The 20,170-nt window shown below is 69.9% G+C and carries 20 protein-coding genes; 9 read left to right on the top strand and 11 right to left on the bottom strand.

The genetic code is table 11. The features are described 5' to 3' along the window. The first annotated feature begins 104 nt into the window (after positions 1-104). The gene (locus tag KS03_RS14460) at positions 105-605 is read left to right on the top strand and encodes an Lrp/AsnC family transcriptional regulator (RefSeq protein ID WP_015876855.1); all 501 of its coding nucleotides are present in this window, start codon (positions 105-107) and stop codon (positions 603-605) included. On the opposite strand, the gene KS03_RS14455 is transcribed toward KS03_RS14460, so the two are convergent. Then, the gene (locus KS03_RS14455; protein ID WP_015876854.1) at positions 592-1,104 is read right to left on the bottom strand and encodes a flavin reductase family protein; all 513 of its coding nucleotides are present in this window, start codon (positions 1,102-1,104) and stop codon (positions 592-594) included. The genes KS03_RS14460 and KS03_RS14455 overlap by 14 nt on opposite strands. 431 nt (positions 1,105-1,535) lie before the next feature. Between KS03_RS14455 and msrA the strand changes: the two genes are divergently transcribed. After that, a complete protein-coding gene (gene msrA, locus KS03_RS14450) occupies positions 1,536-2,090 on the top strand; it encodes a peptide-methionine (S)-S-oxide reductase MsrA (protein WP_015876853.1) in 555 nt (184 codons plus the stop codon). 110 nt (positions 2,091-2,200) lie between these two features. On the opposite strand, the gene KS03_RS14445 is transcribed toward msrA, so the two are convergent. The 3 genes from KS03_RS14445 to pdxH form a co-directional block, all read right to left on the bottom strand. After that, a complete protein-coding gene (locus KS03_RS14445; protein WP_015876852.1) occupies positions 2,201-3,547 on the bottom strand; it encodes a DUF72 domain-containing protein in 1,347 nt (448 codons plus the stop codon). Between the two features lie 30 nt (positions 3,548-3,577). Continuing rightward, on the bottom strand, positions 3,578-4,798 hold the full coding sequence (locus KS03_RS14440; RefSeq protein WP_015876851.1) for an SAM-dependent methyltransferase: 1,221 nt from the start codon (positions 4,796-4,798) through the stop codon (positions 3,578-3,580). A gap of 150 nt (positions 4,799-4,948) precedes the next feature. After that, entirely contained in the window at positions 4,949-5,593 is a 645-nt protein-coding gene (gene pdxH, locus KS03_RS14435) for a pyridoxamine 5'-phosphate oxidase (RefSeq protein ID WP_026051732.1), read from the bottom strand. A gap of 145 nt (positions 5,594-5,738) precedes the next feature. Between pdxH and tcdA the strand changes: the two genes are divergently transcribed. Continuing rightward, positions 5,739-6,599, top strand: a complete 861-nt coding sequence (tcdA, locus tag KS03_RS14430; protein ID WP_015876849.1) for a tRNA cyclic N6-threonylcarbamoyladenosine(37) synthase TcdA — start codon at positions 5,739-5,741, stop codon at positions 6,597-6,599. 24 nt (positions 6,600-6,623) lie between these two features. Here tcdA and trxA read toward each other — a convergent pair whose 3' ends face one another. Together trxA and KS03_RS14420 are read right to left on the bottom strand one after the other, a co-directional pair. Further along, complete coding sequence (trxA, locus tag KS03_RS14425; RefSeq protein WP_015876848.1) at positions 6,624-7,472, bottom strand: thioredoxin; 849 nt, start codon at positions 7,470-7,472, stop codon at positions 6,624-6,626. 101 nt (positions 7,473-7,573) lie between these two features. After that, positions 7,574-8,455 (bottom strand): pirin family protein, encoded by an 882-nt coding sequence (locus tag KS03_RS14420; protein WP_015876847.1) that lies wholly within the window; start codon positions 8,453-8,455, stop codon positions 7,574-7,576. A 138-nt stretch (positions 8,456-8,593) separates the two neighbouring features. On the opposite strand from KS03_RS14420, the gene KS03_RS14415 reads away from it, so the two are divergent. Then, positions 8,594-9,466, top strand: a complete 873-nt coding sequence (locus KS03_RS14415) for an EamA family transporter (protein ID WP_026051731.1) — start codon at positions 8,594-8,596, stop codon at positions 9,464-9,466. 92 nt (positions 9,467-9,558) lie between these two features. On the opposite strand, the gene KS03_RS14410 is transcribed toward KS03_RS14415, so the two are convergent. Further along, a complete protein-coding gene (locus KS03_RS14410; protein ID WP_015876845.1) occupies positions 9,559-11,076 on the bottom strand; it encodes an N-acetylmuramoyl-L-alanine amidase in 1,518 nt (505 codons plus the stop codon). Continuing rightward, positions 11,058-11,612, bottom strand: coding sequence for a bifunctional tRNA (adenosine(37)-N6)-threonylcarbamoyltransferase complex ATPase subunit type 1 TsaE/phosphotransferase (locus KS03_RS14405; RefSeq protein ID WP_015876844.1), 555 nt, complete (start codon positions 11,610-11,612; stop codon positions 11,058-11,060). Before KS03_RS14405 ends, KS03_RS14410 begins: the two co-directional genes overlap by 19 nt. A gap of 17 nt (positions 11,613-11,629) precedes the next feature. On the opposite strand from KS03_RS14405, the gene queG reads away from it, so the two are divergent. Further along, a complete protein-coding gene (gene queG, locus KS03_RS14400; protein ID WP_015876843.1) occupies positions 11,630-12,847 on the top strand; it encodes a tRNA epoxyqueuosine(34) reductase QueG in 1,218 nt (405 codons plus the stop codon). A 245-nt stretch (positions 12,848-13,092) separates the two neighbouring features. Beyond that, positions 13,093-14,118 carry a site-specific tyrosine recombinase XerD gene (gene xerD, locus KS03_RS14395; RefSeq protein ID WP_015876842.1) on the top strand — a complete coding sequence of 342 codons (1,026 nt, stop codon included), beginning with the start codon at positions 13,093-13,095 and terminating at the stop codon, positions 14,116-14,118. A 59-nt stretch (positions 14,119-14,177) separates the two neighbouring features. On the opposite strand, the gene KS03_RS14390 is transcribed toward xerD, so the two are convergent. Next, the gene (locus KS03_RS14390; protein WP_373419828.1) at positions 14,178-15,908 is read right to left on the bottom strand and encodes a class I adenylate-forming enzyme family protein; all 1,731 of its coding nucleotides are present in this window, start codon (positions 15,906-15,908) and stop codon (positions 14,178-14,180) included. Here KS03_RS14390 and ybaK point away from each other — a divergent pair. Both ybaK and plsY read left to right on the top strand, forming a co-directional pair. Then, positions 15,891-16,382 (top strand): Cys-tRNA(Pro) deacylase, encoded by a 492-nt coding sequence (gene ybaK, locus KS03_RS14385; protein WP_015876840.1) that lies wholly within the window; start codon positions 15,891-15,893, stop codon positions 16,380-16,382. The two genes, KS03_RS14390 and ybaK, sit on opposite strands and share 18 nt — an antisense overlap. Positions 16,383-16,486: 104 nt before the next feature. Further along, positions 16,487-17,113, top strand: a complete 627-nt coding sequence (gene plsY / locus KS03_RS14380) for a glycerol-3-phosphate 1-O-acyltransferase PlsY (RefSeq protein ID WP_015876839.1) — start codon at positions 16,487-16,489, stop codon at positions 17,111-17,113. 46 nt (positions 17,114-17,159) lie between these two features. On the opposite strand, the gene KS03_RS14375 is transcribed toward plsY, so the two are convergent. Next, positions 17,160-17,645, bottom strand: coding sequence for a YajQ family cyclic di-GMP-binding protein (locus tag KS03_RS14375; RefSeq protein ID WP_015876838.1), 486 nt, complete (start codon positions 17,643-17,645; stop codon positions 17,160-17,162). A gap of 186 nt (positions 17,646-17,831) precedes the next feature. On the opposite strand from KS03_RS14375, the gene murB reads away from it, so the two are divergent. Next, complete coding sequence (gene murB / locus KS03_RS14370; protein WP_015876837.1) at positions 17,832-18,920, top strand: UDP-N-acetylmuramate dehydrogenase; 1,089 nt, start codon at positions 17,832-17,834, stop codon at positions 18,918-18,920. An 87-nt stretch (positions 18,921-19,007) separates the two neighbouring features. Here murB and argF read toward each other — a convergent pair whose 3' ends face one another. Next, entirely contained in the window at positions 19,008-19,937 is a 930-nt protein-coding gene (argF, locus tag KS03_RS14365; RefSeq protein ID WP_015876836.1) for an ornithine carbamoyltransferase, read from the bottom strand. Positions 19,938-20,170 lie beyond the last annotated feature (233 nt).

Raw genomic sequence — 20,170 nt, 5'->3', positions numbered from 1 at the left:
ACACGATCATAAGCAAACGTCGCCGAAAGGTGCTTGCGAAATAAACATGGACATTCGGCAAATATCGCAGATAATTTGAACGATAGGTAAAACGGGGATCAGAAATGCACGCAATCTCGCTGGATGCTACCGATTGCCGTATTCTCGCCGTATTGCAGCAAGAGGGCCGGATCAGCAACCTCGATCTGGCCGAACGTATTTCGCTGTCGCCGTCGGCCTGCTTGAGGCGCATGCGCCTGCTCGAGGAGCAGGGCGTGATCGAGTGCTATCGCGCCTGTCTGAGCCGCGAGAAGCTCGGTTTCGAACTCGAGGCCTTCGTCCAGGTATCGATGCGCAATGACCAGGAGCAGTGGCACGAGCGCTTCGCCGAGGCGCTGAAGGCCTGGCCGGAGGTGGTGTCGGCGTTCGTCGTGACGGGCGAGACGCACTACCTGCTGCGGGTGCTCGCGCACAATCTGAAGCACTACTCGGATTTCGTGCTGAACCAGCTCTACAAGGCGCCGGGCGTGATGGACATCCGTTCGAACATCGTGCTGCAGACGCTGAAGGACGAGTCGGGCGCGCCCGTGTCGCTGGCGCGCACCGGCTCCGTCAGAGCGGACTGATACCGTGGAACGTGCCGCCGTGGAACACGAGCGGCGCGGCCGAACCGGGGCCGGCATGCCGGCCGCAGCGCTCGACCTCGCCCACGAAGATCACGTGGTCGCCTTCCTCGTAGCGGCTGCGGTTGTGGCACTCGAACCAGGCCAGCGCGTCGTCGAGCACCGGCATCCCCGACTGCCCCGCCGCGTGCGACACCCCCTCGAAGCGGTCGCCCTTGAGGGTCGCGAAGCGCTTGCACAGATCGAGCTGCGAGGCGGCCAGCACGTTGATCACGTAATGACTGTTGCCGCGGAACACCGGCAGCGAGGCCGAGCGCGTGGCGAGGCTCCACAGCACGAGCGGCGGGTCGAGCGATACCGAATTGAACGAACTGGCGGTGATGCCGACCAGCGCGCCCGACGGCGCGCGCGTCGTGATCACGGTGACGCCGGTGGCGAACTGGCCGAGCGCCTGGCGGAACGCGGCGGTATCGAAATCGGGGGGCGCGGCGTGCATCGTCATTGCGGCACCGCCTGCGTCGCCGCGGCGGCACGTGCCGGGGCCGGGAAGCGAGAAATCACGAAAAGAGAAGTCATCGGGCACTCGGAATAGGTGCTCCGATTCTAGCGGAATCGATCTCGGGCCGGCTCGTTCGTCACTGGGGCCGGCGCAACGCGCCGCCGGGCGCTCGCGCGTGGCGGGAGCGCGAAGGACCGGATTCCGGTGCACCTGACCCGGCGGCGCCGTCGAGCTTGCGCTTGCCGTGCCAGCCGCGGGGCCTGGGGAAAAGCACCGGATCGGCGACGTGGGCCGGACGCCCGGCCACGGCAACTGGGCTAAACTTGCCGCAGCGAGGCGGTCGCGGCGCTTGCCCCGGAGCGGCGCGTCGCGAAGGCGGCCGCCCGGGCCACGGCGATGCGCCCGGCCCCACTGCTTTATCGAGAGGACATGACATGGAAAATCAGGTTTCGACGGCCGTGCTCGGCGGCGGATGTTTCTGGTGCACCGAAGCGGTGTTCCTCGACGTCGTCGGCGTGCACTCGGTCGAGTCGGGCTATGCCGGCGGCAGCGTCCCCAACCCGACCTATGCCGCGGTCTGCGAAGGTGACACGGGCCACGCGGAAGTCGTGAAGATCACGTTCGATCCGGCGCGCGTCGGCTATCGCGACATTCTCGAGATCTTCTTCGCCACCCACGATCCGACCCAGCTGAACCGGCAGGGCGCCGACGTCGGCACGCAATACCGTTCGGTGGTGTTTGCCGAAAACGAGGAGCAGCGCGCGATCGCGCAAGAGGTGATCGATGCGCTCGAGCGCGACAAGGTGTTCGACGCGCCGATCGTCACGCGCGTCGAGAAACTCGACGGCAACTTCTGGCCGGCCGAGGAATACCATCGCGACTACTTCGCGCGCAATCCGCAGCAGGGCTATTGCGCGGCCGTGATCGGGCCGAAGATCGCGAAATTCCGCCAGAAGTTCGCGCATCGCCTGAAATCGAACCGCGGCTGAGCGGGCGGGGCGGCACGCGGCGCAGTAACCGGCGGCGGCACAGGAACGTGCCGCCGCTTGTCATTTTGTCGTCGGGTTCGCCGCAGGGCGGCGGCGCCCAAGGTGTCCGCTCAGGCCGGATCGGCGCGCAGCCGCTCGAGCGCCGCGCCGATCGCCTTGGCCAGCTCGATGCATGACAGCGGCGCCGAGCCTTCCGCCTTGTTGTTGATGGTGATGAGCACCGGCTGTCCGGCCAGCACGTAGCGCGCGGCCAGATCGGCGAGCGCGTGGCGCGTGTGCGGGTCCTCGTCGACGAGCCGGTCGAACGGATCGTATTTCGCCTTCGCCTGTTCGTACTTGAAGCCGCCGTGCAGGCTCCAGCGCACCACCAGCGGGCCCGGCGCGTCGCCGTCGAGCAGCGCGAGCGCCGCCGCCTGCCGCAGCGGGTCCGGCATCCGCGCGTGCAGGCCGACGCAGTAGCGCACGCCGGCCGCGGCGAGCGTGCGGATGAAGCGCGGCGTGAGCAGGCTCGCGTCGCGGATCTCGATCGCGTAGCGTGGGCCGTCGGCCTCGCCGCCTCCATCCGGCAGCGGCGGCAGCGCCGCGAAGAATGCCGCGAGCCGCTCGATCAGCGCGGCCGGGTCGGCCAGCAGAGCGTCGGGCAGCGGCGAGAACTGGAACACCAGCGCGCCGGCCTTGCGGCCGAGCCCGTCGAGACAGGGGCGCACGAAATCGTCGGTGGCGATGCGCGCGTCGAGGAACGCCGGATTCGGGCCGGCCGGCTCGCCGCGCGGGCCGCGCACGACGGCATCGGTGACCGAGGCCGGCGCCTTCACGACGAAGCGGAAATCGTCGGGTACCTGCTGCGCATAGCGCAGATAGTCGGCCATCGGCAGCGGCGCGTAGAACGAGCGGTCGATGCTGACGCTCCTGAGCAGCGGATGCGCGCCGTAGGCATCGAGCCCGTCGCGTGAAAGCTTCTGCGCCGAATAGTCGTCGCCATAGACGATGCCGTTCCAGCCCGGAAACGACCAAGTCGAGGTTCCGAGCCGCAGGTTCGGCGGCAGCGCGGCCGCGATCGCGGCAAGCTCGTCGCTGATCGCGGCGCGCGCCACGGCGCGCTTGCGCGAACGGCGCGGCGCCGCGGCAGGGCCGGCGGCGGTATCGGCGGCCATGGACTGGGGGGGCAGTGCCTCGTCGCCCCAAAGCGAGGCGGGCGCCGCCGTGTCGTTGCCGACGGGCGCGGTATGGCGCGAGGCGGCGCCGGGCGTGGACGAACCGGCCGCGGCGCAAGGCGCGGCGTCCGCATGACCGGCATGGCCGCGAGCGACCGGGGCGGGCGGCCCGCCGTCGGCGGCGGGCTCGGCCACGGGCCCGGGCGGCGGCGCGCCGAACAGGTCGAACTGTTCGGCCTCGTGCGCCGCCCGGTCGTGCTTGATGGTGCGCGCGGCGTCGCGCTGCGTGCTGCCGTCAGCCATGCCTGCTCATTGCGTCGTCGGGCGCCGCCGTCAGCGCGGCAGCGGGTTTTCGTACATGTAGCGTCGCGACCACGGCAGCGTTGTCGCGCTGCGGCCGGCCTTGCGGCAGACGAGCTGATAGATCGACACGTCGTCGTTCTCGAACGCATAGGCACAGCCGGCGAGATAGACGCGCCAGATCCGGAACTTCTCGTCGTCGACGAGCTGTCTCGCCGCCTCGGCCTTCGCCTCGAAGTTGTCGGTCCAGATCGCGAGCGTGCGCGCATAGTGCCGGCGCAGGCTTTCGACGTCAACCACTTCCAGGCCGCCGCGCTGCGCCGATTCGAGCGCGAGGCTGATGTGCGGCAGCTCGCCTTCCGGGAACACGTAGCGGTCGATGAACTCGCCGCCGCCGAGCGAGGTTTCGCCGCTGTCGGCGTCGGTCGACGTGATGCCGTGGTTCATCGCGACGCCGTCGTCGGCCAGCAGTTCGCGTACCTTGGTGAAGTAGGCCGGCAGGTTCTTGCGGCCGACGTGCTCGAACATGCCGACGCTGGTGATGCGGTCGAACTGGCCGTCCACGTCGCGGTAGTCCTGCAGGCGGATCTCGATCTGGTTCTCGAGGCCGGCTTGCCTGACGCGCTCGGTGGCGAGGTCGAACTGGTTCTGCGAGAGCGTGACGCCCACGCAGTGCGCGCCGAACTTCTGTGCGGCGCGCAGCACCAGCGCGCCCCAGCCGCAGCCGATGTCGAGCAGGCGCTGGCCCGGCTGCAGCTGGATCTTGGTCAGGATGTGGTCGATCTTCTTGAGCTGCGCGGTGGCCAGATCCTCGTCGCCGTTCTCGAAGTAGGCGCAGGAATAGACCATGTTCTCGTCGAGCCACAGCTTGTAGAACGCGTTCGAGACGTCGTAGTGATACTGGATCGACTTCTTGTCGGAACTCTTGGTGTGGCTGAAGTAGCGCGTCACGCGGGCCAGCTTGCTCGCGTTCGTGACGGTGTTGCGCGCGAGCGAATAGCCGATGTCGATGATGTCGGGCAGCCGCCCGTCGATGTCGATCTTGCCCTTCACGTAGGCCTCGCCGAGGTTGTCGAGGCTCGGCTCGAGCAGCAGCGGCAGCGCCGAGGCGCTGTTGACCTTCAGCGTGACGGCCGGCGCGCTGAAGGTGCCGAAATCATGCTGTTCCCCATTCCAGAGCACGAGGCGCGCCGGCAGATTCGCCTTTTTCCGCACTTCGTCCGCCCACTGTGACAGCTTCTTTTCCCAGAACATTTGGATTCTCCGTTGCCCGTTGAAATGAATACAGCCAAGTCATGGTTCCGGCGCTGCCGCGGCGAGGCGGCGGGCCGTGTTGCAAAACGAAACTCGGAAGGTCGCGGACGAACCCGGGGCGGACCGGTAAGGCGGTGCCGGCCCGGACGATCAGGGCGAGAGGCGTTCGATCACCCAGCGATCGGGCAGGCCCTCGTCGCGCCGGTAGCGCAGGCGGTCATGCAGCCGCGACGGCCGGCCCTGCCAGAACTCGATCGATTCCGGCACGACCCGGAAGCCGCCCCAATGCGGCGGACGCGGCGGATTCTCGCCGTAGCGCTCGCGGGCCTCGCGCTCGCGCGCTTCCAGCACGGCGCGATCGGCAATCACGGTGCTCTGCGCCGAGGCCCAGGCACCGAGCCGCGAGCCGAGCGGACGCGACGCGTAGTAGGTATCGCTTTGCTCGGCGGCGATCTTTTCGAGACGCCCTTCGATGCGCACCTGGCGTTCCAGCTCGATCCAGTAGAACAGCAGCGCGGCGTGCGGGTTCGCCTCGATTTCGCGGCCCTTGCGGCTCTCGTAGTTCGTGAAGAACACGAAGCCGCGCTCGTCCACGCCCTTGATCAGCATGATGCGCGCGGATGGCCGCCCGGCGGCGTCGGCGGTCGCGAGCGTCATCGAGTTCGGTTCGGGCAGCTTGGCGTCGAGTGCCTCGTTGAGCCACTTGTCGAATTGCCGGAAAGGATCGGAGGCCACGTCGTGCTCGTCGAGCGACGCGCGGGAATAATTGATACGGAGATCTGCGAGAGACGTCATGTTCATGCGAACCCTTCAATATGGGGCCAGTATAGCCAAGGATGCGAAATCATGCGTCGGAGCGGGGTGCCCGGCCGACACCGCGCCGATCAGGCAGAATAGGTGCTTTCGCGGCCAGGCCGCTTTCACTTCTCTTACTTTCAGCATGGCCCGAATCGACGTCGTCACGACGCAAGCCGATCTTACTCCTGGCTCGGCGAGACATTTTGACCCGGATCGGGCGAGGCGCTTTGGCGGCGTCTCGCGCCTGTACGGGCCCGACGCGCTGGCGGCGTTCGAGCGTGCGCACGTGGCCGTGATCGGCATCGGCGGCGTCGGCTCGTGGACGGCCGAGGCGCTCGCGCGCAGCGCGATCGGCAACCTGACCCTGATCGATCTCGACAATGTCGCGCAAAGCAATACGAACCGCCAGATCCACGCGCTCGACGGCAATTACGGCAAGGCCAAGGTGGACGCGATGGCCGAGCGGATCGCGCTGATCGATCCGGCCTGCCGCGTGCACCGCGTCGAGGATTTCGTCGAGGCCGAGAACTTCGACGCGCTGCTGGGCGGCGGCTTCGACTACGTGGTCGACGCGATCGACAGCGTGCGCACCAAGGTGGCGCTGATCGCCTGGTGCGTCGCGCGCGGCCAGCCGCTCGTGACGGTGGGCGGCGCGGGCGGCCAGCTCGACCCGACGCGGATTCGCATCGACGACCTGGCCCTGACGATCCAGGACCCGCTGCTCTCGAAAGTGCGCGCGCAGTTGCGCAAGCAGCACGGTTTCCCGCGTGGACCGAAGGCGAAGTTCAAGGTCAGCGCCGTCTATTCGGACGAGCCGCTGATCTACCCGGAGGCGGCCGCCTGCGAGGTCGACGACGCCACGGCCGGCGAGGTGTCCGGCACGGGCGGCCCGGCCGGGCTCAACTGCGCGGGCTTCGGCTCGAGCGTGTGCGTGACGGCGAGCTTCGGGTTCGCCGCCGCCGCGCACGCCCTGCGCGCGCTCGCGGTGGGCGCGCCGCGGTAGGCGCCGGCCGCCCGCGCCGCGGCCTCAGTAGAGCAGCGCGCTGAGCTTGCGGCGCCACGCGGCGACCAGGTTCGGCTGGTCGGCCGCCAGCTCGAACACCGACACCATGGTCTTGCGGCCGACGTCGTCCTTGAACGTCCGGTCGCGCTTGACGATCTCGAGCAACTGTTCGAGCGCACCTTCGTAGACGCGGTGCGCGATCAGCAGCTGGGCGAGATCGAAGCGCGCCTCGAGATCGTTGCCGTCGGCGGCGATGCGGGCCTCCAGCGCATCGGTCGGCGGCAGCTCGACGGCGGCGTCGAGCGAATCGAAGCGCGTCTTGATCGCCTGGTAGCGCGGGTCCACGCCGTTTACGGTCTGCGGCGAGAGCCGCGTGGCCTCGTCGCGCGCGGCGTCGACGCGATCGACGGCCAGCAGCAGTTCGATCAGGTCCAGGCGAATGTCGTCCTGGCCCGGGTTCAGCGCGAGCGCGGCCTGCAGATGCTTGATGGCGTCGTCGTAGCGCTCCTCGGCCAGCGCGATCTGCGCGGCGCGGCGCTCGGCATCGTCGGGCGACGGCAGCAGGCGGTCGATGAAGGCGCGGATCTGGCCTTCGGGCAGCACGCCGACGAACTGGTCGACGGCGCGGCCGTCGGCGAACGCGATCACGTGCGGGATGCTGCGGGTCTGGAAATGCGCGGAGAGTTCCGGGTTCTCGTCGACGTTGACCTTGACGAGTTTCCAGCGCCCCGCGTAGTCGGCCTCGATGCGTTCGAGCAGCGGACCGAGCGTCTTGCACGGGCCGCACCAGGGCGCCCAGAAGTCGACGAGTACCGGGACGTCGAGCGATGCTTCGATGACGTCGCGTTCGAAGGTGGCGAGCGTGGTTTCCATGGGGGTCCTCGTGGATCGGAATAATCACGTAGATGGGGCCGAAGCCGGGTCTTTCAATGCGGGCGCGCCGGCCGCCGCAGGCCGCCGGCGCGCCCCCGGGTTCAATGCGCGCGGCGCTCGGGCAGCGCAATCCAGTCGGTCTCGCCCGGTACGCCGCCCATTGCCTGCCTGGTCCAGGCCGCCTTCGCGCGTTCGATCGCCTCGCGGCTGCTGGCCACGAAATTCCACTCGATGAAGCGCTCGCCGGCCAGCTTCGCGCCGCCCAGCAGCATCAGGCGTGCGCCGCCGCGGCTCGCGAGCGACACCGCCGCGCCGGGCGCGAGCACTGCCATCCGTTCGGCCTCGAGCGGCGTGCCGTCGATCGTCAGGTCGCCCGCCACCAGGTAGACGGCGCGCTCCTCGTGGTCGGCGTCGAACCGAAGCGTCGCGCCGGCCGCGAACTCGGCGGCCGCGTAGAGCGTGCGCGAGAACGTGTTGACCGGCGAGACGAGGCCGAACGCGTCGCCGGCGATCACGGTCAGCGCCACGCCGTCGCGCGCCAGCTTGGGCAGCGTCGCGGCCGGATGGTGCTCGAAGGCGGGCTCGGTGGTCTCGTGCTCGAGCGGCAGCGCCACCCAGGTCTGGATGCCGTGGAGGGTCTGGCCGCGCTCGCGGATCTCGGCGGGCGTGCGCTCGGAATGGACGATGCCGCGCCCGGCCGTCATCCAGTTCACGTCGCCGGGCAGGATGGTCTGCACCGAGCCGAGGCTGTCGCGGTGCAGGATCGCGCCGTCGAACAGGTAGGTGACCGTGGCGAGGCCGATGTGCGGGTGCGGGCGCACGTCCAGGCCGCTGCCGGGCGGCAGCGCGGCCGGCCCCATGTGATCGAAGAAGATGAACGGGCCGACGAGGCGCGCGGCCATCGCGGGCAGCGAGCGGCGCACCTGCAGGTTGCCGATGTCGCTGACATGCGGTTTCAGGACCGCTCGGATCGAGTCGCTCATGGTGGTCGTGGGGCTGGCTTGGGGCGGGCTGCAATTGCGCTCATTGTATCGGGCTCGCGGAAAGCGCGGCGACGGGTTGTCACAGCCGTTACACTGCCGGTTTGGTTCGGTCGGGATCACGGAGGGCATGACGCGATGATGGCCATGAAGGACCTGTTGCTCGCGTTGGTGGTGATCGTCGCGTGGGGCGTCAACTTCGTCGTGATCAAGCTGGGCCTGCACGGCGTGCCGCCGATGCTGCTCGGCGCGCTGCGCTTCGCGCTGGCGGCGCTGCCGGCCGTGTTTTTCGTGCCGCGGCCGCGCATCCCGCTGCGCATGCTGGTGCTGTACGGCGCGACCATCCTGCTCGCGCAGTTCGTGTTCCTGTTTACCGCGATGAACGTCGGCATGCCGGCCGGGGTCGCCTCGCTGGTGCTGCAGGCGCAGGCGTTCTTCACGCTCGGCTTCGCGCGGCTGTTCCTCGGCGAGCGCGTGCGCGCCTGGAACCTGGCGGGCCTCGCGATCGCCGCGCTCGGGCTCGTGACGATCGCCGCGCGCAGCGGCGGAGCGATGACGCTGGCCGGCTTCGCGCTGACGCTCTGCGCGGCCGCGTCGTGGGCGCTCGGCAACATCGTCACGAAGCGGATCGGCAAGGTGGAGCTGGTGCCGCTGGTGGTGTGGGGCAGCCTGGTGCCGCCGCTGCCGTTCCTTGCGCTGTCGTTCGCGCTCGAAGGCCCGGCGCGGATCGAGGCCGCGCTCGGCGCGCTGTCGGGCGCGTCGGTGTTCGCGATCGTCTACCTCGCGTGGGTCGCCACGCTGGTCGGCTACGCGCTGTGGGGCCGGCTGCTGTCGCGCTATCCGGCCGCGCAGGTCGCGCCGCTCTCGCTGGTGGTGCCGGTGGTCGGCATTGCCTCCTCGGCGCTGCTGCTCGGCGAACGCATGAGCGGCGCCGAATACCTGGGCACCGCGCTGGTGATGGCCGGGCTCGTGGTCAACGTATTCGGCGGGCGGCTCGTGCGGCGCACGGCCTGAACACGGCCCGCGCCGCGCGAGGCCTTTTGCGTTGGACGGCGTGGCGGTGCGGCGAAGGCGTCAGCAAACCGCCGCGGACCGGCGGCCGGGCTTTAGGCCATCCGGTTCTTCGCGAGCGGCGGATTGGCCGCGAAATAGCGCTTGATGCCGCGAAAGATCGCGTCGGCCATCTGTTCGCGATAGGTTTCGTCGTTCAGGCGACGCTCTTCCTCGGGATTGCTGATGAAGGCCGTCTCGACCAGGATCGACGGAATGTCGGGCGCCTTCAGCACCGCGAAGCCGGCCTGCTCGACCGAGCCCTTGTGCAGCTTGTTGATGGTGCCGACTTCCTTCAGCACGAAGTTGCCGTAGCGCAGCGAGTCGCGGATCTGCGCCGTGGTCGACATGTCGAACAGCGCGCGGTTGACCGACACGTCCTGGGTCTTCACGTTGATCCCGCCGATGGTGTCCGACGAGTTCTCCTTGTTGGCCATCCAGCGTGCCGCGGCGCTGGTCGCGCCGTGATCGGACAGCGCGAACACCGACGAGCCGTGCGCCTGCGGCGTCGTGAACGCGTCGGCATGGATCGACACGAACAGGTCGGCGCCGACGCGCCGCGCCTTCTGCACGCGCACGTTCAGCGGCACGAAGAAGTCGTTGTCGCGCGTCATCATCGAGCGCATGTTGGGCGTGCCGTCGATCTTCGCGCGCAGCCGCTTGGCGATGTCGAGCGCGATGTGCTTCTCGTAGGTGCCGGCGCCGCCGATCGCGCCCGGGTCCTCGCCGCCGTGGCCCGGGTCGATCGCGACCGTGAGCAGCCGCACCGTGCCGTTCCTGCCCTTCGGCGCCGTGAACGCATAGGACGAATCGCCGTCGTCGTCGTCCTGCTTCGCGATGACGGGCGGCGGCTTGATGGCGGGCCTGGCCGGGTTCGACGGCGCGGAGGGCGAGGGCCGCGCCGCAGGCGCCGGGTTCTGCGCGAAGCGCTGGAAGAACGCGTCGCTGTTGTCGCCGCCCGCGGGCGGCGGCGTGCCGGGGCCGTTCAGCGTCGCCTGCGGCGGCTGCGCTTGCTGCGCGCGCACCGAATCGTTCAGCTGCTGTTCCTTGCGCTCGGTCTGCGCGATCAGCTCCGACAGCGGATCGGGCGCGACGGCCGGATACAGGTCGAACACCAGCCGGTAGCGATACGAGCCGACCGGCGGCAGCGTGAACATCTGCGGCTTCACCGAGCCTTTCAGATCGAACACCATGCGTACCACGTGCGGCTGGTACTGGCCGACGCGCACCGACTGGATCTGCGGATCGTTCGGCGTGATCTTCGAGACGAGTTCGCGCAGTGCCTGGTCGAGATCGAGCCCGTCGAGGTCGACCACCAGCCGATCGGGGCCTTGCAGCAACTGCTGGGCGGCCTGCAGCGGCTGATCGGATTCGATCGTCACGCGCGTGTAGTCGCGCGCGGGCCAGACCCGCACGCCGAGCACCGACGAGGCGCGCGCCAGACTCGGCGCGACCAGCCCGAGCACGAGCGTCGAGGCGCCCGCGACGAGCACCTGCCGACGCCGCCAGTTGTGGGTGACGGTGGCAGCCGATTCGATCGACCGGAACGGCTTGATCAACATCTTTCGAGACATGCGTATCCTGAAGCGCTGTAGGCCCGCGCGTCGAGCCGGCGGCCGTCGCCGTCGATGTCGAGCGCGAACACGAGATCCGGCACGCCGAGCAGCGTGCCGGCCTGCTGCGGCCATTCGACGAGGCAGATCGCACCGGCGTTGAAATATTCGCGAAAGCCCGCGTCCGCCCATTCGGCCGGATCACTGAATCGATAGAGATCGAAATGATGGACCATGAGTTCCCCGCCGTCACGCGCGAGCACGTAGGGCTCGACGAGCGTATAGGTGGGGCTCCTCACGCGGCCGGCGTGGCCGAGCCCGCGCAGGATCGCGCGCACCAGCGTGGTCTTGCCGGCGCCGAGGTCGCCCGCGAGCTGAATTTGCAGGCCGGCGAACGCGTGCCGCGCGACGGCCTGGGCGCGCACCGCCTCGAGCGCGTGCGCGAAGCGCTCGCCGAACGCGGCGGTCGCGGCCTCGTCGGGCAGCGCGAAGCGGCGCTCCGCGAGCGGTGCGGCGGAAACGGACACGGCATGCGGATGGCTGGGCTGCGCGGGCATTCTCGTAAAATAGCGCGATGAACCGTAAACCGGAACTCGCCGTGATCGACGCGCCCGCTTCGCCAAGCGACGGCGCCGCGTGGCGCTGCCTCGACGAGGCGGCGCTGGAGGCGCTTGCGCGGCGCATCCGGGCCTGGGGGCGCGAACTGGGTTTCGGGGCGATCGGCATCAGCGACGCCGATCTCTCGGAGGCCGAAGCGGGGCTCGCCGCCTGGCTGGAAGCCGGTTGCCACGGCGAGATGGATTATATGGCCAAACACGGCATGAAACGCGCGCGCCCGGCCGAACTTGTGGCCGGTACGCGACGTGTGATCTCGGTGCGGCTCGCCTATCTGCCGGCCGCCACGGCGGCGGCCGGCGCCGCGTCCAACGCGTCGGGCTGGCGCGCGCACGAGCTCGCGCGGCTCGAGGACCCGGCCGCTGCGGTGGTGTCGATCTATGCGCGCGGCCGCGATTATCACAAGGTGCTGCGCAGCCGGCTGCAGACGCTGGCCGAGCGCATCGAGGCCGAGATCGGGCCGTTCGGCTATCGCGTGTTCACCGATTCGGCGCCGGTGCTCGAGGTCGAACTCGCCCAGAAGGCCGGCACCGGCTGGCGCGGCAAGCACACGCTGCTGCTGCAGCGCGACGCCGGCTCGCTGTTCTTCCTGGGCGAGATCTTCGTCGACGTGCCGCTGCCGACCGACGCCGAGCTGCATCCCGAGGCCGCGCCCGAAACGCCGGGCTCGCACTGCGGCAGCTGCACGCGCTGCCTCGACGCCTGCCCGACGGCGGCGATCGTCGCGCCGTTTCGCGTCGATGCGCGGCGCTGCATCTCGTACCTGACGATCGAATTGAAAGGCAGTATTCCGGAAGCGCTGCGCCCGCTGATCGGCAATCGCGTGTATGGCTGCGACGACTGCCAGCTCGTCTGCCCGTGGAACAAGTTTGCGCAGGCCGCGCCGGTGGCCGATTTCGACGTGCGCCACGGGCTCGACCGGGCCTCGCTCGTCGAGCTGTTCGGCTGGAGCGCGACGGAGTTCGACGAGCGCATGCAGGGCAGCGCGATCCGGCGCATCGGCCACGAACGCTGGCTGCGCAACCTCGCGGTCGGGCTCGGCAACGCGTTGCGCGCGCCGGCCGGGCGCCTGACGGGCGACGCGCGCGCGGCGATCGTGGCGGCCCTCGAGTCACGCGCCGGCGATGCCTCCGCGCTCGTGCGCGAACATGTGGAGTGGGCGCTGCGGGCCGCCTGACGGCGGCAAGGCGACGATCAAGGCTGTTTCCTGAAGACCAAGCGCTGGTTGCTCGCGCATGAAGGGATCGATTACTGATGACGAGGCAGATCGACGAACCCGCCGCCATGCCGGCGGACCCGCCGCGCGCCGCACCGGCACGCGGCGCCGGCCAGGCGCTGCCTGACGGTGACGGCGCGCCGGTGGCGGCCGGCGCGCCGATGGAGCGCGCGAAGCGGCTGACGGGTATCAAGGGCGCGAGGACCATGAAGGATGCGAAGAACTTGAAGGCCGCCGCGGCGCCGGCCGCGGCCGGCAAGCCGCGTGGCGCGGCGGGCCGCAAACCGCGCACGGCGGCCGGCTCGGCCAACGGGGCAGAGCCGCTCGGCGCAAGCCCGGAGCGCGAGGCGAGCCGGACCTCGATCGAGCTGTTCTGCGATGCGCTCTGGCTCGAACATGGCCTGTCGCAGAACACGCTCGATGCCTACCGGCGCGACCTGACGCTGTTCGCGCAATGGCTCGCGACCGTCCACGGCGCGAGCATCGACGCCGTGGACGAGGCGATGCTGACGGGCTACATCGCCGCGCGCAGCGACGGCAAGGCCACCTCGTCGAACCGGCGCCTGTCGGTGTTCCGGCGCTACTACGGCTGGGCGCTGCGCGAGCACCGCGCCGCGCTCGATCCGACGCTGCGCCTCCTCTCCGCGAAGCAGCCGGCGCGGTTTCCGGCGACGCTCTCGGAGGCGCAGGTCGAGGCGCTGCTCGCGGCGCCCGAGGTCGGGACCGCGCTCGGGCTGCGCGACCGCACCATGCTCGAGCTGATGTATGCGAGCGGGCTGCGCGTGAGCGAACTCGTGATGCTGAAGACCGTCGAGGTCGGGCTCAACGACGGCGTGGTGCGCGTGATGGGCAAGGGCTCGAAGGAGCGGCTGGTGCCGTTCGGCGAGGTCGCGCACGGCTGGATCGAGCGCTACCTGCGCGAGGCGCGCCCGGCGCTGCTCGGCGCGCGCACCTCGGACGCGTTGTTCGTGACCGCGCGCGGCGAAGGCATGACGCGCCAGCAGTTCTGGAACATCATCAAGCGCCACGCGATGCGAGCCGAGATCCGGGCGCACCTGTCGCCGCACACGCTGCGGCACGCGTTCGCCACGCACCTGCTCAATCACGGCGCCGACCTGCGCGTCGTGCAGATGCTGCTCGGCCACAGCGACATCTCGACGACGCAGATCTACACGCACGTCGCGCGTGAACGGCTCAGGACGCTGCACGCCGCGCACCATCCGCGCGGTTGAGGCCGCCCGCGCGCCGGCGGCGATGCCGCGGCGGCGACTGGCGCGCGGCCCCGTGCGCCTTACTCGCCGTAGGCCGGGTGCTCGCGCAGCCGGTGCTTGAGTACCTTGCCCGTCGAGGCGGCCGGCAGCGCATCGACGGCGACGATGCGCGCCGGCCGCTTGTAGGGCGCGAGCCGCGCCGCGCACCAGGCCGCGAGTTCGTCGGACGCGAGGGCCGCGCCCGGCGTCAGCTCGACGAAGGCCATCACTTCCTCGTTGCCCGCCACCGGCCGGCCGATCACGGCCGACTGCACGACGGCCGGATGTGCGTTGAGCGCATGTTCGACCTCGGCCGGATAGACGTTGAACCCCGAGCGGATGATCAATTCCTTGCTGCGGCCGACGAGGGTCAGCGAGCCGTCGTCGGCCGCGCTCGCGAGGTCGCCCGTCTTCAGCCAGCCGTCGGCCGTCACGGCCGCGCGCGTCGCTTCCGGGTCGCGGTAATAGCCGAGCATCACGTTGGGGCCGCGCACGAGGATTTCGCCGACCTCGCCGGGCGCGGCGTCGCATCCGTCCACGCCGGCCAGGCGCACCTCGATGCCGGGAATCGGCGTGCCGACCGAGCAGTCGGCGCGCGGCGCGTCGAGCGAGGTTTGCGCGACGGTCGGGCTGCTCTCGGTCATGCCGTAGCCGTTGTGGATCGGCAGGCCGTAGATGCGCTCGACGCGCGCCTTCAGGTCGGCGTCGAGCGGCGAGCCGCCCGAATAGACGAAACGCAGGTGCGGCGCGTGCCACGCGTGGCCGTGCGCCTGCAGATGGTCGAGCAGCTTCGCGTGCATCGCCGGCACGCCCTGGAAGATCGTCACGCGTTCGTCGGCGAGCGCGCGGCGCAGGGCCTCGGGCGTGAAGCGCTGCACCAGCCGCAGCGTGGCACCGGCATAGAGGCTGCCGAGGCAGACCGAGGTCAGGCCATAGACGTGCGATACCGGCAGCGCCGCATAGACGACGTCGTCGGGACTCACGCGCCGCAGCGTGCTCGACATCGCGGCGACGAACAGCAGGTTGCGGTGCGACAGCATCACGCCTTTCGGCGCGCCGGTGGTGCCGGTGGTATAGATCAGCGCCGCGCACTGCCGGGCGGCGCCGGACTCCACCGGCTCGGCGCCGGCATCGGGATCGAGCGCGACGGCCCAGGTGCCGATGCCGGGCTCGCCCTCGGCGGCGTGCAGCGCGCGGTGGCGCGCCGCGTGGGCGGCCGCGTCGGACGAGGTGGCGGTGACGAACGCGATCGCGCGCGGCCGGGCGTGCGCCGCGATCGCATCGAGTTCGGCCGCCGACAGCCGCGCGTTCGCGAGGCAGGCCCAGGCATCGAGCGAGGCGGTCGCGAACAGCAGCACGATCTGCGCGATGCTGTTCTCGGCGACGATCATCACGCGGTCGCCGCCGCGCACGCCGAGCGCGCGCAACTGGCCGGCCGTCGCCTCGATCGCCGCCGCGAGCTGCCGGTAGTTGAGCCGGCGCGCGTCCTCGACGAGCGCCGGATGGTCGGGCTGGCGCGCCGCGATCCGCGCGGGGATCGCAGTGATCCGCTCGGGCAGCGCGGCGAGCAGCGCCGCCACGTCGAGGCCCGGGGCGGGCGGTGAAAGTGACATCGGGCCTCCGGAAATGAGGCCGTCGCGGGCGCGGCGCGGCCTTTCGCAGGAAAACGTGCCGATCGTGCCATGCCCGCCCGGGCGCGGCAATCCGCCGAACGGACAATAGTGCTTCGCGGCGCGCGCAATTAAAATGCGCGCATGAGCAAATCCCGACACGTATCCGAAACGCCGGCGACGCAGTGGCTGCGCCGCCACGGCATCGCCTTCGGCGAGCACACCTACGATTACGTCGAGCACGGCGGCACCGGCGAATCGGCGCGGCAGCTCGGCGTGGACGAGCACGCCGTCGTCAAGACGCTGGTGATGGAGGACGAGCACGCCAGGCCGCTGGTGATCCTGATGCACGGCGACCGCACGGTGTCGACCAAGAACCTGGCTCGGCAAATCGGCGCCAAGCGCGTCGAACCCTGCAAGCCCGAGGTCGCCAACCGCCACTCCGGCTACCTGGTCGGCGGCACCTCGCCGTTCGGCACGAAGAAGGCGATGCCGGTCTACGTCGAGGCGAGCGTGCTCGACCTGCCGTCGATCTTCGTCAACGGCGGCCGGCGCGGCTACCTCGTGAGCCTCGCGCCGGCGGTGCTGACCGCGGTGCTCGGCGCGACGCCCGTGCAGTGCGCGAGCGTCGACTGAGGGTTTCACCGGCGGCCCGGGCCGGCGCGCTTCGGTAGAATGGGCGCCGCCGCGGCCCGGCGCACGGCGCCGCTTTCCCATTCCTTCGTCGAAATCACGTTCCCATGCAGATTCTGATCGCTACCGTCGCTGCCTACCTGATCGGCTCGGTGTCGTTCGCCGTCGTCGTCAGCGCGTTGATGGGCCTCGCCGATCCCCGCTCGTATGGCTCGAAGAACCCCGGCGCGACCAACGTGCTGCGCAGCGGCAACCGCAAGGCCGCGATCCTGACGCTGCTTGGCGATGCGTTCAAGGGCTGGCTGGCCGTCTGGCTGGTGCGGCACTTCGGGATCGGCGGCGAGACCGGCGTCGCGCTGGCCGCCATCGCGGTATTCCTCGGCCACCTGTATCCGGTTTTCTTTCGCTTCCAGGGCGGCAAGGGCGTGGCGACGGCGGCCGGCGTGCTGCTCGCGATCTCGCCCGTGCTCGGCATCGCCACGCTCTTGAGCTGGCTCGTGATCGCGTTCTGCTTCCGTTATTCGTCGTTCGCCGCGCTGGTGGCCGCCGGGTTCGCGCCGTTGTTCGACGTCTACCTGTTCGGCACGCACGACAATCCGGTCGGCTGGGCCGTGCTGGCGATGAGCGTGCTGCTGGTCTGGCGGCACCGCAGCAATATTTCGAAGCTGCTGAAGGGGCAGGAAAGCCGGATCGGCGAGAAGAAGAAAGCCGCGCCGGCGCCGCGCGCGGAGTGAGCCGGCGCGCGGCGGGCGGCGAACGCCGCCCATGCCAGCGCCGCGGTCAGTCGCGGAAGTTGTTGAAGTCGAGCGGCGTGTCGGAGATTTCCTTGCGCAGCAGCGCGATCACGCTTTGCAGGTCGTCGCGCTTGGTGCCCGACACGCGCACGGCGTCGCCCTGAATGCTGGCCTGCACCTTGATCTTGCTGTCCTTCACGGTGCGCACGACGCGCTTGGCCAGATCGCCCGTCACGCCCTTCTTGATCGTGACGACCTGCTTGAGCTTGTCGCCGCCGATCTTCTCGACCTTGCCGTAGTCGAGGAAGCGCACGTCCACGCCGCGCTTGGCCATCTTGCCGATCAGCACGTCCTTCACCTGGCCGAGCTTGAAGTCGTCGTCGGCAAACATCGTCAGCTCCTGGTCCTTGTGCTCGACGCGCGCGTCGGAGCCCTTGAAGTCGAAGCGCGTCGAAATCTCCTTGTTCGACTGCTCGATGGCGTTTTTCACTTCAATCATGTTCGCTTCGGAAACGACGTCGAACGATGGCATGCGATTCTCCCTGTAAAACGCGCGTCCCGCGCGGAGCGCGGCGCGCTCACTCGCTATAATTGCGGACCTATCGTCATTTTACCGATGCCCCCGCGTTTGCCCAAGGCCGCCCGCCCGCCGCACCGGCGCGGGTTGCGCGAACCGCGCGCCGTCGCCCTCTGCCTGCCGCCGATGTCCGAAGCCCCGATGCCGTCCGATCCCGCCCAGCCGCCCGTCGCCGCCGCGCCGCCGTCGCCCGCGCCTTTGCGTCCCGCGCCTTTGCGTCCCGATTACCCGCTACGCGAGCACAACACGTTCGGCTTCGACGTGCGGGCGCGTTTCGCGGCGACCATCGCCACGCCGGCCGGGTTCGCCGCCGCAGCGCGCGACCCGCGCGCGTCCGGGCTGCCGGTGCTGGTGCTCGGCGGCGGCAGCAACGTGGTGTTCACCGGCGACGTGGACGCGCTGGTGCTGATCAACGACGTGCGCGGCCGCGCGCTGGTGGGCGAGGACGACGAGGCCTGGTACGTGGAGGCGGGCGGCGGCGAGAACTGGCACGCCTTCGTCGACTGGACGCTCGCGGCCGGCATGCCGGGCCTCGAGAATCTCGCGCTGATCCCCGGCACGGTCGGCGCCGCGCCGATCCAGAACATCGGTGCCTACGGCATCGAGATGTGCGAGCGCTTCGTCGCGCTGAAGGCCGTCGACCTGGCCAGCGGCGAGCCGGCCGAGTTCGACGCCGCGGCCTGCGCGTTTGGCTATCGCGACAGCGTGTTCAAGCGCGAGGCGCGCGAGCGTTTCGCGATCGTGTCAGTCACGTTCCGGCTGCCGAAGCGCTGGGCGCCGCGCACCGGCTACGCGGACGTCGCCCGCGAGTTCGCGGCGCGCGGCATCGAGCCGGCCGCCGCGACCCCGCGCGACGTGTTCGACGCGGTGGTCGCGATCCGGCGCGCGAAGCTGCCCGACCCGCGCGTACACGGCAACGCGGGCAGCTTCTTCAAGAATCCGGTGATCGACGCGGCGCAATGGGCGGCGCTGCGCGAACGCGAGCCCGACCTGGTCTCGTATCCGCAGGCCGACGGGCGCGTCAAGCTCGCGGCCGGTTGGCTGATCGATCGCTGCGGCTGGAAGGGGCGCGCGCTCGGCGCGGCGGCGGTCCACGAGCGCCAGGCGCTGGTGCTGGTCAATCGCGGCGGCGCGACGGGTGCCGACGTGCTCGCGCTCGCGCGCGCGATCCAGGCCGACGTGGAGGCCCGCTTCGGCGTGCGGCTCGAGATGGAGCCGGTCGCGATCTGAGGCCGGCCGCGCCGGGCCGCCCAGCCGGGCGCCCAGGAAAAAGCCCCGCTCGGGCGGGGCTTTTTCCTGTCAGCTGCGGTGCAACGCTCAGTGGTTGAGCTTGCCGAGCAGCAGGAATTCCATCAGCGCCTTCTGCACGTGCAGGCGGTTTTCCGCCTCGTCCCAGACCACGCTCTGCGGGCCGTCGATCACGCCGGCCGACACTTCCTCGCCGCGGTGGGCGGGCAGGCAGTGCATGAAGAGGGCGTCGGGGTTCGCGCCGGCCATCATCTCCTCGTCGACGCACCAGTCGGCGAAGGCCTGCTTGCGGACCTCGTTCTCGGCCTCGAAGCCCATGCTGGTCCACACGTCGGTCGTCACGAGATCGGCGCCGCGGCAGGCTTCGTTCGGATCCTCGACCACTTCGTAGGCCGACGCGCTGGCGGCGTCGACGAGCGCCATGTCGAGCGCGTAGCCGGGCGGCGTGGACAGGCGCAGCTTGAAGCCGAGGATCTGCGCGGCCTGGATCCAGGTGTAGAGCATGTTGTTGGCGTCGCCGACCCAGGCGACCGTCTTGCCGCGGATCGGGCCGCGGTGTTCGTAGTACGTGAAGATGTCCGCCAGCACCTGGCAGGGGTGGAACTCGTTGGTCAGGCCGTTGATCACCGGCACGCGCGAATTGTCGGCGAAGCGCTGGATGATCTCCTGCTCGAAGGTGCGGATCATGATGATGTCGACCATCCGCGAGATCACCTGTGCCGAATCCTCCACCGGCTCGCCGCGGCCGAGCTGCGTGTCGCGCGTGCTCATGAACACCGCGTGGCCGCCGAGCTGGAAGATGCCGGCCTCGAACGAGAGCCGCGTGCGCGTCGAGTTCTTCTCGAAGATCATCGCGAGCGTGCGGTCGTGCAGCGGATGGTAGGTTTCGTAGCTCTTGAACTTGCGTTTCAGGATACCCGTGCGTTCGAGCACGTACTCGTAGTCTTCCAGCGAGAAATCCTTGAACTGCAGGTAGTGACGAATGGTTTTGGCGGTCATGAAACGAGACGCGGCGGGGGGCAGGCGGCGCTCGCGCGCCGTGCGGCGCCCGCCGTCGGAGTGTTGTAATCCGGTCGAGCATAAAGGATTTTGCCGGCTTTGACGAGCCGGGGCGCCCTGGCGCGTCCCCGCGCGATGGAGCGGCCGGCGCCGTGCGAAGCGGGCGCGGGCCGGCACGGGCGGCGGTGCGCGGATCGCGCGGCGGCCGCGGCATCGGGGCGCCGCAGCATGCG

It is taken from the genome of Burkholderia glumae LMG 2196 = ATCC 33617, assembly GCF_000960995.1.
Taxonomy (GTDB): Bacteria; Pseudomonadota; Gammaproteobacteria; order Burkholderiales; family Burkholderiaceae; genus Burkholderia; species Burkholderia glumae.
This window is presented reverse-complemented; position numbering and strand designations above follow the sequence as displayed.